This is a genomic window from Mesorhizobium sp. M0802, from assembly GCF_040320115.1.
Classification (GTDB): Bacteria; Pseudomonadota; Alphaproteobacteria; order Rhizobiales; family Rhizobiaceae; genus Mesorhizobium.
Map to the genome: position 1 here is coordinate 201,691 of NZ_JAMYOY010000006.1, position 17,293 is coordinate 218,983.

Sequence of the window (17,293 nt, forward strand, 5' to 3'; positions counted from 1 at the left end):
ATAGGAGCAAGCTATGCGAGCGTTGGTCTGGCACGGCAAGGAAGACATACGCTGCGATCAGGTTTCGGACCCGGAAATTGAGGATGAACGTGACGCGATCATCAAGGTGACGAGTTGTGCCATATGCGGCTCCGACCTTCACCTCTACCACAACTATGTGCCAGCCATGCTGCCCGGCGACATCATGGGCCACGAGATGATGGGAGAGGTCGTTGAGGTCGGCAAGGGCGTCAACGGCGCTCTGAAGAAGGGAGACCGCATCGTCGTGCCGTTCATCATAATCTGCGGTGAGTGCGACCAGTGCAAGCGACAGAACTTTTCGGTTTGCGAACGCACAAACCGCAAGAAGAATCTCGGTGACAAGGTGTTCGGGCACACCACCGCGGGTCTGTTCGGCTACACTCATTTGACCGGCGGCTATCCTGGGGGACAGGCGGAATACATGCGTGTGCCGTTCGCCGATGCCACGCACGTAAAGGTGCCTGACAGCCTTACCGACGAGCAGGTTCTCTTCCTCGGCGATATTTTTCCTACCGGATGGCAGGCGGCGGCACAGTGCGACATTGAGCCCACCGATACGGTTGCGGTGTGGGGCTGTGGCCCAGTCGGGCAGATGGCCATACGCAGCGCCCTGCTGCTCGGCGCGAAACAGGTGGTGGCGATCGATTGCCTGCCGGAGCGGCTTTCCATGGCCGCGGCCGGCGGCGCCATCGCCATCAATTTCGCCGAGGAAAGTGTCGTCGAACGACTGCGGGAACTCACCGGCGGAAAGGGCCCGGAGAAGTGCATCGATTGCGTCGGCATGGAAAGCCACGTCTCGCTGGCCCAGCCCGATACCGTCTACGATCGCGCAAAGCAGTTGATGCTGATAGAAAATGATCGACCGCACGTTTTGCGTGAGATGATCTATGTCTGCCGGCCGGCCGGCGTGATCTCGATCCCCGGCGTCTACAGCGGGCTGGTCGACAAGATTCCGATGGGACAGGCAATGAACAAGGGGCTCACCTTCCGAATGGGGCAGACCCATGTCAACCGTTGGACCGAGGATCTGTTGCGCCGCATCGAAGATGGCCAGATCGACCCATCCTTCGTCATCACACATACCGTGGGGCTCGAGCAGGGACCCGAGATGTACAAGGTGTTTCGCGACAAGCAGGACAGCTGCATCAAGGTTGTACTGAAACCGTAGGGAAATCGTCATGAACGTGATTGCCAAACTTACCAACATCACCCGATCGCCTGGCGATCCCAAAGTGCTGAAGACTGGGCAGAGTGCGGTCGCGGCCTCCGATGGCCTTGCCCGCAAGCTCGGCTGGTTCAGCATCGCGCTTGGCGTCGCCGAGCTGGTTGGCGCCGAGCGGATTGCCGGCGCGCTCGGCATGCGCGGCAAGGAAGATCTGATCCGCGCTTATGGGGCGCGGGAAATAAGCAGCGGCATACTCTCGCTTTCAGTGGACAAGCAAGCGGGGCTGTGGAGCCGGGTGGCCGGCGACGGCCTGGATATCGCGACATTGCTGACAGCGTATCGGCATGGCAACCCAAAGCGCGATAATGTGGGCCTTGCGCTTGCGATGGTCGCCGGCATCACATTGCTCGACATCATCGGTGCGAAAAGCGTGACCGCGCGCCACTCTCGGAGGGGGACCAAGCCACGCGACTACAGCGATCGAAGCGGCTTTCCCGGAGGCACTGCCGCAGCCCGCGACCGTGCCCGCTCGCAGCGCAGCCAGAAGGCCGGCGCAGCCTGATAGAGATTGCGGAACCCTGGCGGCATGCGACCTGGACAGGTGGCATCTCGTCAGGCCCTAACGCCAGAGGTGGTAGCTCTCGGCGAGCCGAGTTTGCTGGAACAGAGTGGACCGTCGCGCGGCCGTTCTCGCCATCTCCTGGGTCACCGCCGCGCATGGGTTGTGTGGCCGGTGCGTTAAAGGCACGAAGCAAGCAGCGATCCGACCGGCGTCGAGCCTTCCATGTCTCTTGCCTTGGCAAGGTTCCGGCGATCCTCAGGCCGAGCCGCGTTCGGGAAGCTCGGTCTCTTCCGCCACCCCTTTCGGCAGGTCTCGGCGCAAGCGTTCCGCTTCGTCGGAATTATTGTCGTCGTCTGTCCGCTCGAGTTCGCGATCGATTGTCTCGCGCGACCCCTCTGCCGGATCCTGTTGCGGAGATGTGTTCGGGCCGGTTTCGATCTTGCCGTCGCCGGGAACGGTGCGGTCGCCAGACTTCGTCATCTTCAGCTTCCCTTTCATCTGTTATCTGCCTCGCCATCTCCGATGGCATGAATTTTGGCCGCTTCCCTGCCGAACCGGATCGTCGACGCTTTGTTCCGGGAAAGCCCCCGCAGGTTCGTGCTGGTCGGCCCGGGGCATTGGTCGATGCCCTTGCCGGGAAGCATCCTATGCCAACGAGGTCGGCGGCAGCCTCATCGATGTCGTTACCAACATGTGGGCTGTGAAGGCGTTTTCGGCCCGGACACGCGAGCACGCCAGGCTCGCGGCGAGTTTTCGAACCGAAGCAGATGCGCAGCGTAACAGCTGGATGTATACGGAAAAGGCTGCCTCATCCACGACATCGCGCTTCGGGAGGGCCGGCGGCATGCTCGCCTGGGCGGTCCGGCAGCTGGTAGCGAACTGGTCATAGGCCTTTGCAAAGCCGCGTCGATGAAGCGGGTGCGGTAGCGCTGGTCGGTGTAGCGTCGACGCATCTGTCAATCGGAGACAAGCGCGACCACTTTTGTGACCTCGCTGTTTTTTCCACCGGACTCGACATCTCACTATCATAGTTGATTGTGGCTACCGGTGACCCTGCGTAATGGATAGCCATTCCAACTCTCCAACAGGAAAACGGTATGTTGTATCCGGGTCGGTTTTTGGGGCCAAGCGACATTGAGATGCTCGCCCAGGTTTGTCACACGGTCTGCAAAGAGCGCGCCCTACCTCTTGCTTCGCAGAACGGAGAGCGCATAGCTGCGCACATACTCAGGCTGTTTATGAACGGCTTGATTGGGCAGAATGAACTGCTCGATGCTGAGAGGAACTGGGCTCGTCGGCCTGACCGTTCGGTCCAGCAGACGATGTCAACTACGCGCACATGAGAGGCCGCGTGACCCAGACTTGGTAGTCGGAAAGCCGCCAAGGCCAGTAGGAACAAACCTGACATTTAAGCGTTTGTAGAGCCCTTCCACCGGGCAACTCACCGAAATGCTTCTTGCCGTGCATGATGGAATATCGACGGCCGTTTTGGCGGGCAGGAGCGCCAATGCGGAAATAGTAGGCGTGGTCGACCTCACCAACAAAGCTGAGGTCGACATCGGCATCACCAGCTTGGGAAGAGCCATCCAGTTCGTGGCCAACGCCTCGGTGCTTGGATACGACATTCGCGGCGCCATGGTCTTCTATGGCGCGCCCGGTACCCCGAGCCTAAGGGCGAGAGAGTGCGAGCGCTTGTGGGCGCAGTTTGGCGGCGCGCTTCTACAGCCGTAGCTCTATCAGGGCGTTCGCCCCGCCCGTTCTTGGTATGAACGCGTACGGAACTGAGGCGCTACCCAGCCGCAGCGGGAATGGCTCAGTGGTAGCTCTAGCTGGCGACCGCACTAAGCAGCTTTTCGGTGATGGGCTTTGAGCGGCTGAGCCAGCGTGAGAACGTTCGGCCGCATATCTGCCGGTGCCTGCTTTCATGTGACTGGGCGGGGCTATTGGGGAGCCGTGTTGGCCACTGGGCCCTTAGCCGAGGGAAGCACAGTACGGCAACCTCGCTCTTTGCTGGCTAACATCCTTCCGCTCTCAGGGACCGGACCATGCGCACAACAACAGGGTCATACGGTTTCTTTTCGGATTTCCGATAATTCATTGTGAAAAGCGCGGCACGCCGGTTGCAGACCATAATTGCACGGACGTAGCGAATCTCGCCATTCTTGACCCCGGAGTAGCTGGCCCATTTCGGGGCTAGGCGCCGATAGGTCAGTCGCCAACCGGCCTTTTCGTCCTCGATCATGCGATGTTCAATCTCGGCGCGAAAACTTGCTTTGCCCAGTCGCGCGCCCCAAACGACCAGAAACGCGTCTCTTGGGCCCTGAAAAGCCGCGCCCTGCTCCGAATTCTGGGTCAGGACGAAATTCGGAGGAATATCGAAACTAAAGCCAAGCTGTCGGACGCCGAAGGGCTGCCACGCCTCGGCCTGAAGCAACGTGGTCCAAAAGAGAGAAACTGTAAGTCCCAGCAGGAGGCGTCGCATTGCTCTGATTTAGCGCTGGCTAACATGGTGTCCAGACGGACAGAGGTCCGTGACATAAAAAATATGCATCATGGCCGCGCAGCATATGGACGCGGGATTCGCGATTGACGGCGTGCGGTCGAAACGGCTTCCGTCCCACGAAAGGAGAGGACGCAGAGGGAATTGGTGCGTCGGTATGATCGATTGGCAGAAAATTGGCGAGGCCGAATGTCCAACGTTCATTGCCCGCAAAAATGGGCGCCGGTTCCTCTTGTGCCTAGGGAAGAGGAGCCGAATTATTCCCTGGCGAAGACCCTGATCTACCTCAGACGGGGGCATGCCTCAGTAACTTCGCCGTGACCTGATCCCTTCGGGGAACAATCAGATCGAGCTCCAGTTTGGCCTTCAAGCGAAAGCACTGATGGAGCATGCCATGAGATTTCCACACAGCAAGACGGCGGCGGCCGTCGTTTTCATTGCCCTGACCTCCCCCGCACTCGCCCAGACAAGCGGAACACCATCACCCTCGACACCTGCACCCGCTCCGGCAACCGAACCGCCGACCGCCGGACAGTTGCCGGATGCGACCGGACAAGCGGATGCACCAACACGCGAAATGATCCGCCAGATGGTTGAGCAAGCTGTCCGGGAGAGAATGCAGCAGGATCGCGGTTCCGAAGAAGGTTTCCGCGAGGAAGATAGTCGCAACTATCAAGGCGATCGCAACGAGGGTGCTGACCGCCACGATGAAGATGGCGGCCGTTGGCAGAACCACGGTGGCCGCGATCGTGGACACAGAATGGCTGGACGCTGGCATCATCAGCTGATGCGCGGTGCCGGCATGCGACTGATGTTCGGGCTGTTGGACACCGATGGCGACGGATCGGTGTCCGAGGACGAGGTTCAACGCGCGGTGGGCAGGATGTTCAGTAGCATTGACGAGAATGGTGACGGCAAGATCGATGCGGACGAGATCCAGTCCTTCATGCATGGCTCCAGCATGCATGGCACTGATAGCGAGGACACGCCGTAGCTGCCTTCAAAGTGAATGCCCTCCCTCGGACAAAGCGGGCGAGCGCCTGGCGGTCGAATTCGAAGCGGTGTCTCTTGGCTGTTAGGCGCGGCGGCCCTAACAGCACCCTCCAGCCTTGCGCTATTCCCGCGGTCCCGGAGACGCCAGCCGTGACAAAAAAACGGCTGCGCAGTGCTGATCAAGGAACGATCGAAGCCGACCAACGCAGGGTCACTCGGGCGCCCGGTCCTCCAGCAGAACGAAGGATGCGGCGATCAAGTCGTCGCCATTGATACGTCCTTGGCTGTCCTCCAACATAGTTGCAACCTTGTGGAAGGCCATCATTTCACCCGCGTCAATCTGCGCTTCACGCATCTTGGCTGTGAGATCAGCGACGCGATTTCCTAACGAATGTGATTTTGCAGTCTCGCAATTCGACATGATTAGTCATCCTTTGCCTTGGGGTTTCACGCTGCCGAACGCAATGCTTCAGCGGATGTTCCCAATTTGGCCATCAGTCTTATGGGATAGGACTTGCGTCTGATTGCGGTTGGAAGAAGCCCGAACGGCGGAACACGCAGCCGGACGCGGAATTGGAAACCGACCGTCGATCGAAGTCCCTTGTCGCCGGTTGAGATCCCGCCATCTTCACTGTCGAGAGGGTGGCGGGATCGCCTTCCGAGGAGCGAGCACATATGAGGTAATAGATATTTGGCAGATGTACTCACGGCATCCTGCTCGCTTCTTTTGTCTGCGCATATTCATTCTTTTCGGGAAACCCATCTCTCCAACAACACGCAACAACCGCATTGCTACCCACGATTGATGCGATGACAACTGCATCAACAAAGCAAAGCCTCTTCGCCTAAGGTGCGATTGCCGCGCGCTTTTCGACTGGAAGGTCGTCCAAACGCGCCCGGTGGTCAGCCATGGCGTTCAGCAGGAGCCAGGTAGACTCATCGCGAAAATCCCGCAGCGAGGCATGTCGCAAGTCCTCCTCGCCGCGTGCGGAGACCGAGCGCGGAATCCGCCTGGTTCGTTGTAACAGGCATGCCAAGATGAGTTTCGGCGCCTGGACGCGGAAAAACCCGCCAGCGTGAGCCAGCGGGCCTTGTGATGGGATGGCCCGCGCGTGCGGTCAAGGCTGCGCGGGCCGACCATGATGAATGAGGGGACATCTTGGTCACCGGCACGACCGATGAAGAACGAGCCGGGGTGTGACAAAACACCCTTGGAGCGAGGATGTTCCCGTCCGCACAAAAAAGCCCGCCGGCGTGAGCCGGCGGGCAGCCGCTATTTTGCCGTCAAGCGGACAGACCGCTTGCGGCCCACCCACTGCAGCATTTTCCACTTTGAGCCGAAATCATTCTCAACTATGGTTCGCCAGGCTTAAGGCATGGGGGATTGCCGATGGTTTTATCACGCAGGGGTGTCGTGCTCGGCGGTCTGGCGCTGGTCGCGGTCGGTGGAACCGGCAATATTGTTCAAGCCGCGGGGGCAAAATCCTTTTTCGCCGGTACCGCCAGCGATAACGATTTCGTCTATCGCAAGACCAACTTCGCCAAGATCGACAAGAGATGGCATCGCCAGATCGTCAAGTATTTCAGCAGCGAGCCGGTCGGCACCGTCGTGGTCGATACCCGCCACCACTTCCTCTACCTCATCATGGAAAACAAGACTGCCATCCGCTACGGCGTCGGCGTCGGCAAGGAAGGCTTCAAATGGTACGGCCGCGCGACGATCGATCGCCGCGCGCTGTGGCCGCAATGGGTCCCGCCCCCCGAAATGCGTGAGCGCAAACCGGACTTACCGCCCATGATCGCAGGCGGCGCGTCCAACAATCCGCTCGGGCCGCGCGCGCTCTATCTGTACCGCGACGGCGCCGACATCGGCTACCGCCTGCATGGCACGCTCGAGCCGTGGAGCATCGGCACCGACGCTTCCAGCGGCTGCATCCGCATGTTCCCCGAAGACATCATCGACCTCTACCAGCGGTGCCCGATCGGCACCGCGGTGGAGGTCCTGCCGCACATCGCCGACCAGGCGCCCGCTTCCACCACTGTCGAATGATTGGCGCATCATGAACCGCATGATTGAAAACACGCGCCGGCTGCTCGCCGCCGGCCTGCTGGTTCTGACCGCATCCTGCTCGACCAGCAACACGCTGGCCCCGTCGACGCCTGACGTCACCAACGCCGAGATTGCCGGCTTCCAGAACGTGCAGCCGGGCAGCGAGGAGGATTTTATCCTCAATGTCGGCCGCCGCACCTACTTCACGAAAGGTTCGGCCGCGCTCGATTCTGTCGCCAAGGCCACCCTCGACACCCAGATCGCCTGGTTGACAAAGCATCCGCGCTGGCTGCTCAAGCTGCAGGGTTTCGCCGACGATCCCGGCGCAAGCGAAACGGCGCTGTCACAGCAGCGCGCCGATGCGGTGATGGACTACCTCGCCGCCGGCGGCATAGACCGGAACCGCATGTGGGCCAAGGGCTACGGCAAGGACAGGCTGGTCCGCGACTGCCCCGACTCCGCCTGCAGGTCGCAGAACCGCCGCGTTGTGTCTAATTTGCGCGATGAGAGGGACGAGTCGTAGAGACTGCTGTTTTGCTGGTCGCCAAATCAGTCTCACAACGCGACGGCGGCATGGCTGCAATGCGCCTATCGGGGACATTCACCCAGCGTTTGCCCCTCCCCGAAAGCTGACGCTCCGGTTGAACCCGGAATGAAGTCAGCTTCCCGTCTACCAACCTCCGGTTCAGGGTCTGGTGGGGAGGCTTCGGCATGCGCCTCAACCAGTTTGCGGACGTGGCGGTTGTCCGCGATCCTGATCGCGCATGAGCCTCGCCACATGTGGGTGTGCTACCGGGAGTGGGCGCCGTGGAGCTGGCAGGTACGCTCGCTCAAAGCATCGGCCGTCCGCCGGTGACCTCGTAGAGTGCGCCGGTGGTGTAGCTCGATCCTTCCGAGGCAAGCAGCACATAGGTCGCTGCAAGCTCTGCCGGTTGCCCGGGACGCTTGAGCGGTGTGTTCTTCCCGAACTCCTTGACCTTCTCAGAGGGCATTGTCGACGGGATCAGCGGCGTCCAAATCGGCCCGGGAGCGACCGCGTTTACGCGAATGCCGCGTTCAGCTACCAGTCCTGCAAGTCCGGCGGTGAAGTTGGCGATCGCTCCTTTGGTAGTGGCGTAGGCAAGCAGTGCCGGCGAGGGACTGGTCGCGTTGATCGAGGATGTGTTGATGATGGTCGAGCCGGGTTCCATGTGCTTCACTGCTTCCTGGGACAGATAGAACATCGCATAGACATTGGTGCGAAAGGTGAGATCCCATTCCTCCGCGCTGATGTCCTCCAGCTTCTCGAACGACGCCTGGTGGGCTGCATTGTTGACGAGGATGTCCAGGCGCCCGCATTCATCGATAGCTCGCTGCACAAGCGACCGCGCGAAGATTTCGTCCGAGATGTCGCCGCGTGCGAGCACCGCCTTGCGCCCCGCTTCCTCGACCAAGCGCGCCGTCTCCTGCGCATCTTCGTCCTCTTCAAGGTACGAGATGATGACGTCGGCGCCTTCGCGTGCAAACGCGATAGCGACCGCCCGGCCGATGCCCGAGTCCGCGCCGGTGATCAGCGCGACGCGGTCCGTCAGCTTACCGCTGCCGCGATAGCTCTCCTCTCCGTGGTCGGGCCGTGGATCCATCTCGTCGGTATAGCCGGGCATGTCCTGCTGCTGTTCGGGAAGCGGCGGCTGAGGATATTTCTGCTGGGCATCCTGCATGTCAGCTCCTTTTTTGGCTGGAGTTGCGGTTGTGTCGATCCGGTTCCGTGATCGGTCCCTTGGCGGCTTTCGAGCCACCTCCCCATTCCTCGGCCTTGCACGCTTGGCCGGCGCCCATGAGGTTCGGCGAACTGCGATTTGCGGTGCCGCTGTCGGTCTTGTTCAACTCGTGCTCCTTCTTCGTCGTCATGGATGCTGGTCCGCTGCTTCTTGTGTGGCTGGTCAATCTTTCTCGCCGGCGGTAATCATCGACCTCAGCGGCTCTTGCGCCACATTCGCCTCGATTTCCGCGCGTCCGGGGGTATCCGGTAGCGCCTTGCGGAAATTTTTCGCATAATCCGGCGGCATCTTCGGTGGCATCATCGGTTCGTACGGGTCGACCACGGCCTCGATGACCACCGGACCCTCAGCAGCCAGGGCAGCGTCGAGAACGCCTTCCACCTCCTCGGCGCGAGAGACGCTGTAGCCAACGCCGCCCATGGCTTCGGCGGCCATGGCGAAGTCGATGGGCTGGAGTTCGCAGGCGAATTGCGGGTTGCCGAGGAACATCATCTGCTCCCAGGCGATCTGATTGAGCATGCCGTTCTTGAGCACGAGCACCTTGAGTGGGACCCGGTACCGAACTGCCGTCGAGAACTCTCCGAGCTGCATCGCGAGACCGCCGTCGCCGACGACCGCGAAGACCGGCCGGCCGGGAAAGGCCAGGCCCGCGGCGATCGCGTAGGGCAGTCCGCATGCCATCGAGGCCAGCGCGCCCGAGACGCCGAAGGCCTGCCCGTCACGCAGTTCGATATGGCGGGCTGCCATCTCGGTGTTCTGGCCGGAATCGGCAACCAGGATCGCCTCATCGGGCAATCGTTTCCCAAATGCGCGTGTGACCACCTGGGGCTTGAGCGAAGTGGCGGCCTTTTGCTCCGACTGCGCCATCATCTCGCGCCAGCGTCGCATGCCCGCCTGCGCCTTCTCGAGGAAGCTGCGATCATCCTTGCGCTTCAGGCGCTTGTTCAGCAATCGCAGCGTCACGGCGGCATCGCCGGCAAGGCCGGCCTCAACGGGATAGCGCAGGCCGATGCGCTGCGGGTCGCGCTCGATCTGCACCCCGCGCGCCTGTCCCGGCTTCGGGTAGTATTCGATGTAGGGAAAGGTCGAGCCGACGACGAGCAGCGCGTCACATTCCTCCATGATTTCCTGCGACGGCAGCGTGCCGAGAATTCCGATGCCGCCAGTCGTCAGCGGGTGATCGTCGGGCAAGGCAGCCTTACCGAGCAAGGCCTTTGCGACGGGGGCACCAAGCAGCTCCGCCGTCTCTTCCAACTCGTGCCTGGCACCAAGCGCGCCCCGACCGGCGAGGATCGCGACCTTCGTCGCGCCGTTCAGGATCTCGGCGGCTTTCGCAAGTTGTTCTTCGTCGGGAAGCCTGCTTCCTTCGAACCAACGATCCGGCGTATGCGACGGTTTGTTGCGCTTCGAGCGCTTGGCCTGGTCGAGCGTGTGCTCCTGCACATCGCTGGCGATCGACAGATGCGCAACGCCGCGACGTGCCAGCGCCGACCTGCAGGCGAGACCGGCCAGGCTTTCCATATGCGCCGCGTCGGAGACCTGCGCGTTGAAGACGGCGACATCGCTGAAGACGCGCGTCAAGTCGACATCCTGCTGGGTGAAGGTCTCGATGAGGTCGTGGAACTGCATGCCGGTAATGGCGAGCACCGGCGCTTGGTCGAGCTTGGCATCGTAGAGTCCCGTCAGGAGGTGTGTGCCGCCAGGGCCGGAAGTTGCGAGGCAGACACCGAGCTTGCCTGTCCATTTTGAGTAGGCGCACGCCATGAACGCCGCGGATTCCTCGTGCCGCACCTGAATGAAGCGGATACGGTCCTGCCGCCTGCGCAGCGCCTCCATGATGCCATTGATGCCGTCGCCCGGCAGGCCAAAGATGATATCGACGTTCCAGTCGATCAGCGTCTCGATGAGGATGTCCGCGGCGGTCGGCATGTCTCGGTCCTACCGCGATGCGGATCCCGCCGCCTGGCTGCTCTTGTTCGCGGTCTTGTCAGTCTTACGCTGGTCCTTGTCGCCGCCGCGATTGCCGCCATGCAACTCGTCGGAAGATTGAGCGGTCTTGCCGTCTTCCAAATTAGTGGCCATGCGCAAAGCTCCCTTCATCCGGCCTGCCTAACCAGAAAGTCGGTGAGATGTTCCGTGCCCGAAGGCAAGGCCGCATTCAGGTGCCGAAGGCAAAGGTCTCAGTACCACCCGATGAGGCGCTGTTCGGCAGTCAGCGGCTGAACAGGCGAGGTGCGATCGAACAGACGAAGGCATCGAACTGCTGCGAGGCCGAGGATTGCATGTAGTGGCCGAGGCTGTCTGATCGCCAAAAGCTCTCGCGGCAGAGCTGGCCGATGTTCAGGTCGCGTCTTCGCAGGTCCCTATAGCCAGAGCGCAACGCCGCCCGGACCGTCCCCATAGGCGAACTCCTCGCACCCCTCGTCGACGATTTCTCGCGCGGGATTTCCGCCTCAGTGGCGAAAGGACTCGTTCGTCGCGCACACCGCGGCGGGCGATGTGCGCCTCGACCATGCGGTGCCTGGCGTGCCGGTAGTCTGGCATGGCTCCTCGATAGCCTTAAAGACGACAGGCTTAGTCGTCCTGCCTGCGCTTGTGGTGCTCGCTCTCCTGGTTTTCGCCGCGGATCATCTGGCGATCGTCCTTGTCGGTCAATTCCACGCCCTCGTCGCGCAGATTGGCGCCGTCTTGCCGCGCCTCGCGCTCCTGCTTGGTTCTCTTCAGCTCATCCTCGGCATTGAAATCGTCGCCGGCATTGCTGGTGTTCTCGCGCTTTTCGATGATGCGCAGCTGCTGCTCGTGGGTCTTCCGGCCGGCCATGGCAAGGCGCCTCCTACTTGTTCGTGCGTCCGGTCTGGTCAGGATTGATGCCGCCCTGAGGCGCGACGTCGTTCTCGACATCGCCTTCGAACGTATTGTCCCCATCGAGAGCATCGTTCTCGTCGAGCATATCGCCGCCCTTGACCGCGCCCTTCGAGGTGCCGATTCCCGGGTTGTCTCGCAGATCCTTGTCCGTGGGCTGTTTAGTCTTGGGGTGTTGGTTGGTCATGGAATTTCTCAGCGCTGGTTGAGCTTGGACGAACGACGGTCCTGGCGCTGTCCAACTTCAACGTGGAGAAAATGTTCCGGTGTCAGGTTCGGTGCGCGTAAGCGGCCAGGCGGCCGCCGTCTCGGCTAGCGAAACTCCAGGCATGCCACATTACATCCCATTCCGAGGCGAATTGGCGGGCTAAAGTGAAAATCGAGACGGTCGAAAGCTTGCAAGGAGTGGGTGCTCTGTTCCGGTGGCGATCTCGGTTGCAAGCAGTTCGCCGGCAATCAAGCCAAGTGTTGCGCCGCTGTGGCTGAAGGCGACGTAATACCCCTCGATCTCCCGCAACTGGCCGAAGACCGGCTCGCCGTCTCCGGGGATTGGCTTGGGCCCGACACCGTAGCTCTCCAATTCCAATTTCGGATGACCGTCGAGAACATTCGACGCTTCGTCGAGAAGCCCCTGGATGGTCGATGCTTTTACGCGATAAGTCCCGTCCGGATTGACTACCACCTCTTCTTCCGACCAGGCAGAATCGAGCGCGAGGGCGCCATCAGGCGTCGGCCGGATGGCGACGCGCGGCGTGTTGAGCACGGCGCGTAGCGGCAAGTCGACTGGCTTGGTCCTGACCAGCAGCGCGATTGGTGTCCCATCGGCAATACGCTGACCGGCCACGGCAACCATTCGCGGCACATCCCCACCGGTCGCCAGAAGCACCGCGTTGGCGGCGAAGCTGATCCCGCTGGTGGTGGTGACGCCGGTGGCGCGGCCGTTGGCGACGGTGACGGTAGCGCGTCCGGCCTCGGTGACCACCTGGCCGCCCCGCTGCACGAATTCCGCGATCAATATTTCGATCAGCGACGGCAGGTCGACCCAGCCCTCGCCCGGGTTGAAGATCGCGCCTTGAGGCGTGACAGCGCTTGCGCAGACACCCGGCGCGACCAACCTTATGGCGTCCGCGGACAGATGCTGCGCATCATAGCCGAGACGTTTTTCGTGAGCGAAGACATCGGCGATCTCGTTTGAGGCATCGTCCGCATCCCACGTCAGGCCACCGTCGAAACGCAGCCAGGCGGCATCCGGGCATCGCGCCGACAAACTGCGGTAGCGGTCGATACCGATCATGCGCAGGCGATGATATTCAGCCGAGCGCCTGCGCGCCGAATTGATCCAGGCGAGCGAGCGGCCGGAAGCTCCCTTGGCGAGCGGTCCATCATTGACCAGCACGGTCTCGATGCCGAGCCTTGCAAGATGAACGGCCGAGGAGACGCCAAAAATGCCGCCGCCGACAACAACGACCTTGGAAACCTGATGTGATGCAGCCATGAGATATCTTTCACTGGTGGAGGTTGGTTTGGGCGGCCGTCTTGAAGGGCTCATGCGTGATTAAAGCACTTCGGCAAGGAAGTGCTTCAGACGTGGGCTTTTCGGCGTGTCGAAAATCGCGGCAGGCGTGCCGGCCTCGATGATGCGGCCTTCATCCATGAAGACGACCTGATCGGCGACCTTGCGGGCGAAGCCCATTTCATGCGTCACCACGACCATTGTCATGCCGCGCCGGCCGAGATCCGCCATGAGGTTGAGCACACCCTTCACCAGTTCTGGATCGAGTGCGCTCGTTACCTCATCGAACAAGATGACCTCCGGGTCCATCGCCAATGCACGAGCGATTGCCACACGCTGCTGCTGGCCACCGGAAAGGCTCCCTGGACGATGGTGTTTGCGGGTCGCAAGCCCGACGTCGGCAAGGCGCGCCTCGGCGATGCGCTCAGCTTCCTGTACAGGGAGCCCCTTTACCTTGGTCAGCGACAGCATGACGTTTTCGAGCGCGGTGTGGTCGGGAAACAGATTGAACTGCTGGAAAACCATGCCGACACGCCGGCGCAGTTTTTCAGGCTTCATCGCCAGGATGCTCGCACCATCGAGCAACACCTCACCGCCCTTGGGCTCGACCAGGCGGTTGAGGCAGCGCAGCAGGGTCGACTTGCCCGAACCTGATGGGCCGATCACGCATGTGACCGTGCCAGGCTTGACTGCCAGGCTGACGCCTTTGAGAACATCGAGGTCGCCATAGGCCATGTCGAGATCGGTGATGGCGAGACTGCCGCCCTTGAAGCGGGGCAGCGCTGAGCCGGCATCAGAGCCGGCCTCCGAAGGTGCACTGCCGGTGGCGCCCTCCAGTTCGCTCACTTCGGCCAGGCCGCTGATGACGAGGCCGGCCTTTTGCTTTCCGACCCGCAGCGAGTTGTCGATGTAGTTGACCACATGGGTCAACGGCACGGTGATGACGAGATAGAACACGCCGGCCAGAAGCAATGGCGAGAGGTTTCCGGTGACCACTGCCTGGTCCTGACCGACACGGAAGATCTCGCGCTCCGAGGCGAGCAGACCGAGGAAGTAGACAAGGCTTGAATCCTTGACGTTGCCGATGAACTGGTTGACGAGGGCCGGCAAGACGCGGCGGATGCCTTGCGGGATCACGATCAGGCGCATGCCTTGGCCGTAGCTCATGCTGAGCGCCCTGCAGGCCTCCATCTGCCCGCGCTCGACGCTCTGGATGCCCGAGCGGAATATTTCGCCGATATAGGCGCCGGCGATCAGGCTCAGCGCAAGAATGCCGAGCGGAAAGGGCGAAGGGCCGAAGATTTCACGGCCGATGCGGGCAAAGCCCTGGCCTATCAGCAGGATGGTGACGATCGCCGGCAGCCCACGGAATATATCCGTGTAGACCCGCGCCGGAATGCGCAGCCAGCGCGATTGCGAGATGCCCATGACCGCCAGGATCATGCCGAGGATGACACCCAGTACTGTCGACGCGGCGGCGAGGATCAAGGTGTTCTTCAATCCGATGGTGATCATGCTGGGCAGCACGTCCGCCATTGCGTGCCAGTCGAGGAAACTGCGCCGCAGGTTTTCGAGCCAGTTCATTCGCCCCCCTTTTGGTTGCGCTATTTACATCGTCCGCATCAAGGACGGAGGCGTAATCCGGCCGCCGGCATGAAAGCCAGCGGCCGGGTACGGTCTACTTCTTGGGAAGATACTGGTCGGGCATCGGCGAGCCGGGGAACCACTTTTCATAAAGCGTCTTCCAGGTGCCGTCCTGCATGGCCGCGTGAAGGGCGGTGTTCAGCGCATTGCGGAGCTTGTCGTTGCCCTTGCGCAGGACAAAGCCGGCCGGCGCGTCAAAGGAAGGAATATTGACCGCGATCTTCAGGTTCGGGTAGCGAAGGCCATAGTCCTTGGCGGCCTCGTAATCGAGGAAGTGGGCATCCACGGTTCCGTTGTTAAGCGCCGAAACGGCGGAGTTGTTGTCGGGGAATTTGACGAGATCGGTTCCGACAAAATTCTTCGCCGCGTAGATTTCCTGGAGCGTGCCTTGTACGACGCCGAGACGTTTGCCCTTGAGCCCGTCCGCCGCCGTGATCGCCTTGTCGGCGGTAAGCACGGAGAGATAGCCTGCGATATACCCGTCGGAAAAGTCGACGGTCTTCTTGCGTGCTTCCGTCGTGCCGATTGCCGCGACCGCGACATCGAAGCGCTCGTTTGCAACCGAAGGCATCAGCGCCGAGAATTCCTGGCCGGTGAAGATCACCTGGTCGGGCTTGAATCCAAGGCGGCTCGCGACGTTGCGGAACAATTCGATGTCGAAGCCGGTGAACGACCCATCGGCCTGGGTGAAAGCGTAGGGTTTGGCATCGCCCATGGTCCCGACGCTGATGACCTTCGCATCAATGAGGCCATAGGGATTGTCATCCGCGGCGGCCGCTCCTGAAACCAGCCCGGCGCCGACGCACATCGCCATAAGAGCCATTGCGCCGGTTCTGACCGGGCACATCAACGACTTGAGAATTTCTTTGCTGCTCATGTCTTTCTCCACTCTGAAGGTCTGTTCTTCTTGGTATTTGCGTCGAGCCGCCATCTGGCGCCCCGACATGCCCTTGCCGAGATCACGGTCCGTCACGCCTCTCGGCTCCACTCCTTCTAAAGAGACCGGTCTCATCGTCTGTGAGACCGGTCTCTTTGCTAATCGTTATCGCCACGTTGACCTCCCGTCAACAACTCTTGTAGTCGTCATCCGATGAAAAGAACCGCCCCCAAGACCCCGTCGATAACGGTCAGCGACGTCGCCCGTGCGGCCAATGTTTCGAAAGCGACAGCCGCGCGCGTGCTCGGCGGATACGGCGTCGTCAGCGACATGATCCGCGCGGAAGTCATGGCCGCGGCCAAGGCCTTGGACTATCGTGCGAACGAGCTCGCCCGCAGCATGACGACCGGCCGCTCCGGCATCATCGGCGTGGTTGTCGGCGACATCGAGAACCCGTTCTTCAGCCTCGCGGTACGCGGCATCAGCGACGCGGCAAAGGCAGCCGGGTTCAACGTCATCCTGGCCAATTCCGGCGAGAAGATCGAGGCGGAAAAGGCGGCCGTGAAACTGCTCATCGGCAAGCGCGTCGACGGGCTGATCGTCACGCCGTCGGAATCGCGCGACATCGCGCACCTGCGCGATATCCACCGCTCGGGCCGACCGCTTGCCCTGCTGGATAGGGCGCTGGCAGATCTGGATGTCGATACGGTCACGACCGACGATCGCGGCATCGCCATGCTGGCGACCCGCTTTCTAGCCGATGCCGGCCACCGCAACATCGCCTATGTGACCGCGGTCGACGCCGAAGGGCACGAGTACCGCGATCTCGGGCAGATCTACACCTCGTCGGTCCGTGAGCGCATCGACGGTTTCCTCACCGTGTGCCGAGAGGCCGGACTTGATCGGCCAGAACGCTTTGTTCGCCTTGGCGCGACAAGCCCCACCGAAACGCGCAGGGTTGCCGGCGAGATGCTGTCGGCGCCGGATCGGCCGACGGCGATCCTCGCCTCCGACAGCGTCATTGCGCTGGAGATCTTCAAGGTGACCCGCGAGCGCGGCCTGCGGGTTCCCGACGACATTTCGCTCATCACTTTCCATGATGCGGACTGGACGAGCGTCACCACGCCGCCCATCACCGTTATCGACCAGCCCGTCTACGCGCTTGGCAAGAGCGTCGCGGAATTGCTCATCCGGCGATTGAAGGGAGATTCCCGTCCGGCGGAAAAGCTCGTTTTGCCGACCGCCATCATTGCACGCGGATCCGTTGGCCCGCCCTCGAATGGAAAGCCGCAAGTGCGCCAAGCATAGGTGTGATGGCGATACGGCCCACATGAATACGTTAGAAC

The 17,293-nt window shown here is 61.5% G+C and carries 20 protein-coding genes; 7 read left to right on the top strand and 13 right to left on the bottom strand.

From position 1 onward, the window contains the following. The first annotated feature begins 13 nt into the window (after positions 1–13). Positions 14–1,189 (top strand): zinc-dependent alcohol dehydrogenase, encoded by a 1,176-nt coding sequence (locus NKI10_RS12005; protein WP_352860052.1) that lies wholly within the window; start codon positions 14–16, stop codon positions 1,187–1,189. A gap of 10 nt (positions 1,190–1,199) precedes the next feature. Beyond that, positions 1,200–1,748, top strand: coding sequence for a hypothetical protein (locus NKI10_RS12010; RefSeq protein WP_023710080.1), 549 nt, complete (start codon positions 1,200–1,202; stop codon positions 1,746–1,748). Between the two features lie 255 nt (positions 1,749–2,003). Here NKI10_RS12010 and NKI10_RS12015 read toward each other — a convergent pair whose 3' ends face one another. Then, the gene (locus tag NKI10_RS12015; protein ID WP_352860054.1) at positions 2,004–2,228 is read right to left on the bottom strand and encodes a hypothetical protein; all 225 of its coding nucleotides are present in this window, start codon (positions 2,226–2,228) and stop codon (positions 2,004–2,006) included. A 969-nt stretch (positions 2,229–3,197) separates the two neighbouring features. Between NKI10_RS12015 and NKI10_RS12020 the strand changes: the two genes are divergently transcribed. Further along, complete coding sequence (locus NKI10_RS12020) at positions 3,198–3,479, top strand: hypothetical protein (protein WP_023682760.1); 282 nt, start codon at positions 3,198–3,200, stop codon at positions 3,477–3,479. Between the two features lie 283 nt (positions 3,480–3,762). Here NKI10_RS12020 and NKI10_RS12025 read toward each other — a convergent pair whose 3' ends face one another. Beyond that, positions 3,763–4,230, bottom strand: a complete 468-nt coding sequence (locus NKI10_RS12025; RefSeq protein WP_352860056.1) for a hypothetical protein — start codon at positions 4,228–4,230, stop codon at positions 3,763–3,765. 412 nt (positions 4,231–4,642) lie between these two features. Between NKI10_RS12025 and NKI10_RS12030 the strand changes: the two genes are divergently transcribed. Next, positions 4,643–5,242: an EF-hand domain-containing protein gene (locus tag NKI10_RS12030; protein WP_352860058.1), complete on the top strand. Its 600-nt coding sequence runs from the start codon at positions 4,643–4,645 to the stop codon at positions 5,240–5,242. Between the two features lie 210 nt (positions 5,243–5,452). Here NKI10_RS12030 and NKI10_RS12035 read toward each other — a convergent pair whose 3' ends face one another. Beyond that, entirely contained in the window at positions 5,453–5,662 is a 210-nt protein-coding gene (locus NKI10_RS12035; RefSeq protein ID WP_023682763.1) for a hypothetical protein, read from the bottom strand. A gap of 969 nt (positions 5,663–6,631) precedes the next feature. On the opposite strand from NKI10_RS12035, the gene NKI10_RS12040 reads away from it, so the two are divergent. Both NKI10_RS12040 and NKI10_RS12045 read left to right on the top strand, forming a co-directional pair. Beyond that, positions 6,632–7,291 carry a L,D-transpeptidase gene (locus tag NKI10_RS12040; protein WP_023748784.1) on the top strand — a complete coding sequence of 220 codons (660 nt, stop codon included), beginning with the start codon at positions 6,632–6,634 and terminating at the stop codon, positions 7,289–7,291. A gap of 10 nt (positions 7,292–7,301) precedes the next feature. Then, positions 7,302–7,814 (top strand): OmpA family protein, encoded by a 513-nt coding sequence (locus NKI10_RS12045; RefSeq protein WP_352446588.1) that lies wholly within the window; start codon positions 7,302–7,304, stop codon positions 7,812–7,814. Between the two features lie 307 nt (positions 7,815–8,121). On the opposite strand, the gene NKI10_RS12050 is transcribed toward NKI10_RS12045, so the two are convergent. The 10 genes from NKI10_RS12050 to NKI10_RS12095 form a co-directional block, all read right to left on the bottom strand. Continuing rightward, entirely contained in the window at positions 8,122–8,991 is an 870-nt protein-coding gene (locus NKI10_RS12050) for an SDR family oxidoreductase (RefSeq protein WP_023707232.1), read from the bottom strand. 1 nt (position 8,992) lies between these two features. After that, complete coding sequence (locus NKI10_RS12055; RefSeq protein ID WP_023732304.1) at positions 8,993–9,181, bottom strand: hypothetical protein; 189 nt, start codon at positions 9,179–9,181, stop codon at positions 8,993–8,995. Positions 9,182–9,213: 32 nt separating this feature from the next. Next, a complete protein-coding gene (locus NKI10_RS12060; RefSeq protein ID WP_352860061.1) occupies positions 9,214–10,980 on the bottom strand; it encodes a thiamine pyrophosphate-dependent enzyme in 1,767 nt (588 codons plus the stop codon). Positions 10,981–10,989: 9 nt separating this feature from the next. Further along, complete coding sequence (locus NKI10_RS12065; RefSeq protein WP_023751762.1) at positions 10,990–11,133, bottom strand: hypothetical protein; 144 nt, start codon at positions 11,131–11,133, stop codon at positions 10,990–10,992. Positions 11,134–11,263: 130 nt separating this feature from the next. Beyond that, positions 11,264–11,452, bottom strand: coding sequence for a hypothetical protein (locus NKI10_RS12070; RefSeq protein WP_023707234.1), 189 nt, complete (start codon positions 11,450–11,452; stop codon positions 11,264–11,266). A gap of 173 nt (positions 11,453–11,625) precedes the next feature. Continuing rightward, positions 11,626–11,871: a hypothetical protein gene (locus NKI10_RS12075; RefSeq protein ID WP_023667758.1), complete on the bottom strand. Its 246-nt coding sequence runs from the start codon at positions 11,869–11,871 to the stop codon at positions 11,626–11,628. 13 nt (positions 11,872–11,884) lie between these two features. Next, the gene (locus tag NKI10_RS12080) at positions 11,885–12,100 is read right to left on the bottom strand and encodes a hypothetical protein (RefSeq protein WP_023827948.1); all 216 of its coding nucleotides are present in this window, start codon (positions 12,098–12,100) and stop codon (positions 11,885–11,887) included. 180 nt (positions 12,101–12,280) lie between these two features. Continuing rightward, positions 12,281–13,408 (bottom strand): NAD(P)/FAD-dependent oxidoreductase, encoded by a 1,128-nt coding sequence (locus NKI10_RS12085; RefSeq protein WP_352860064.1) that lies wholly within the window; start codon positions 13,406–13,408, stop codon positions 12,281–12,283. Positions 13,409–13,468: 60 nt separating this feature from the next. Then, a complete protein-coding gene (locus tag NKI10_RS12090) occupies positions 13,469–15,010 on the bottom strand; it encodes an amino acid ABC transporter permease/ATP-binding protein (protein WP_352860066.1) in 1,542 nt (513 codons plus the stop codon). Positions 15,011–15,104: 94 nt separating this feature from the next. Next, the gene (locus NKI10_RS12095) at positions 15,105–15,947 is read right to left on the bottom strand and encodes an ABC transporter substrate-binding protein (protein WP_352860084.1); all 843 of its coding nucleotides are present in this window, start codon (positions 15,945–15,947) and stop codon (positions 15,105–15,107) included. 213 nt (positions 15,948–16,160) lie between these two features. Here NKI10_RS12095 and NKI10_RS12100 point away from each other — a divergent pair, with 213 nt between their 5' ends. Continuing rightward, a complete protein-coding gene (locus tag NKI10_RS12100) occupies positions 16,161–17,255 on the top strand; it encodes a LacI family DNA-binding transcriptional regulator (RefSeq protein ID WP_352654952.1) in 1,095 nt (364 codons plus the stop codon). Positions 17,256–17,293 lie beyond the last annotated feature (38 nt).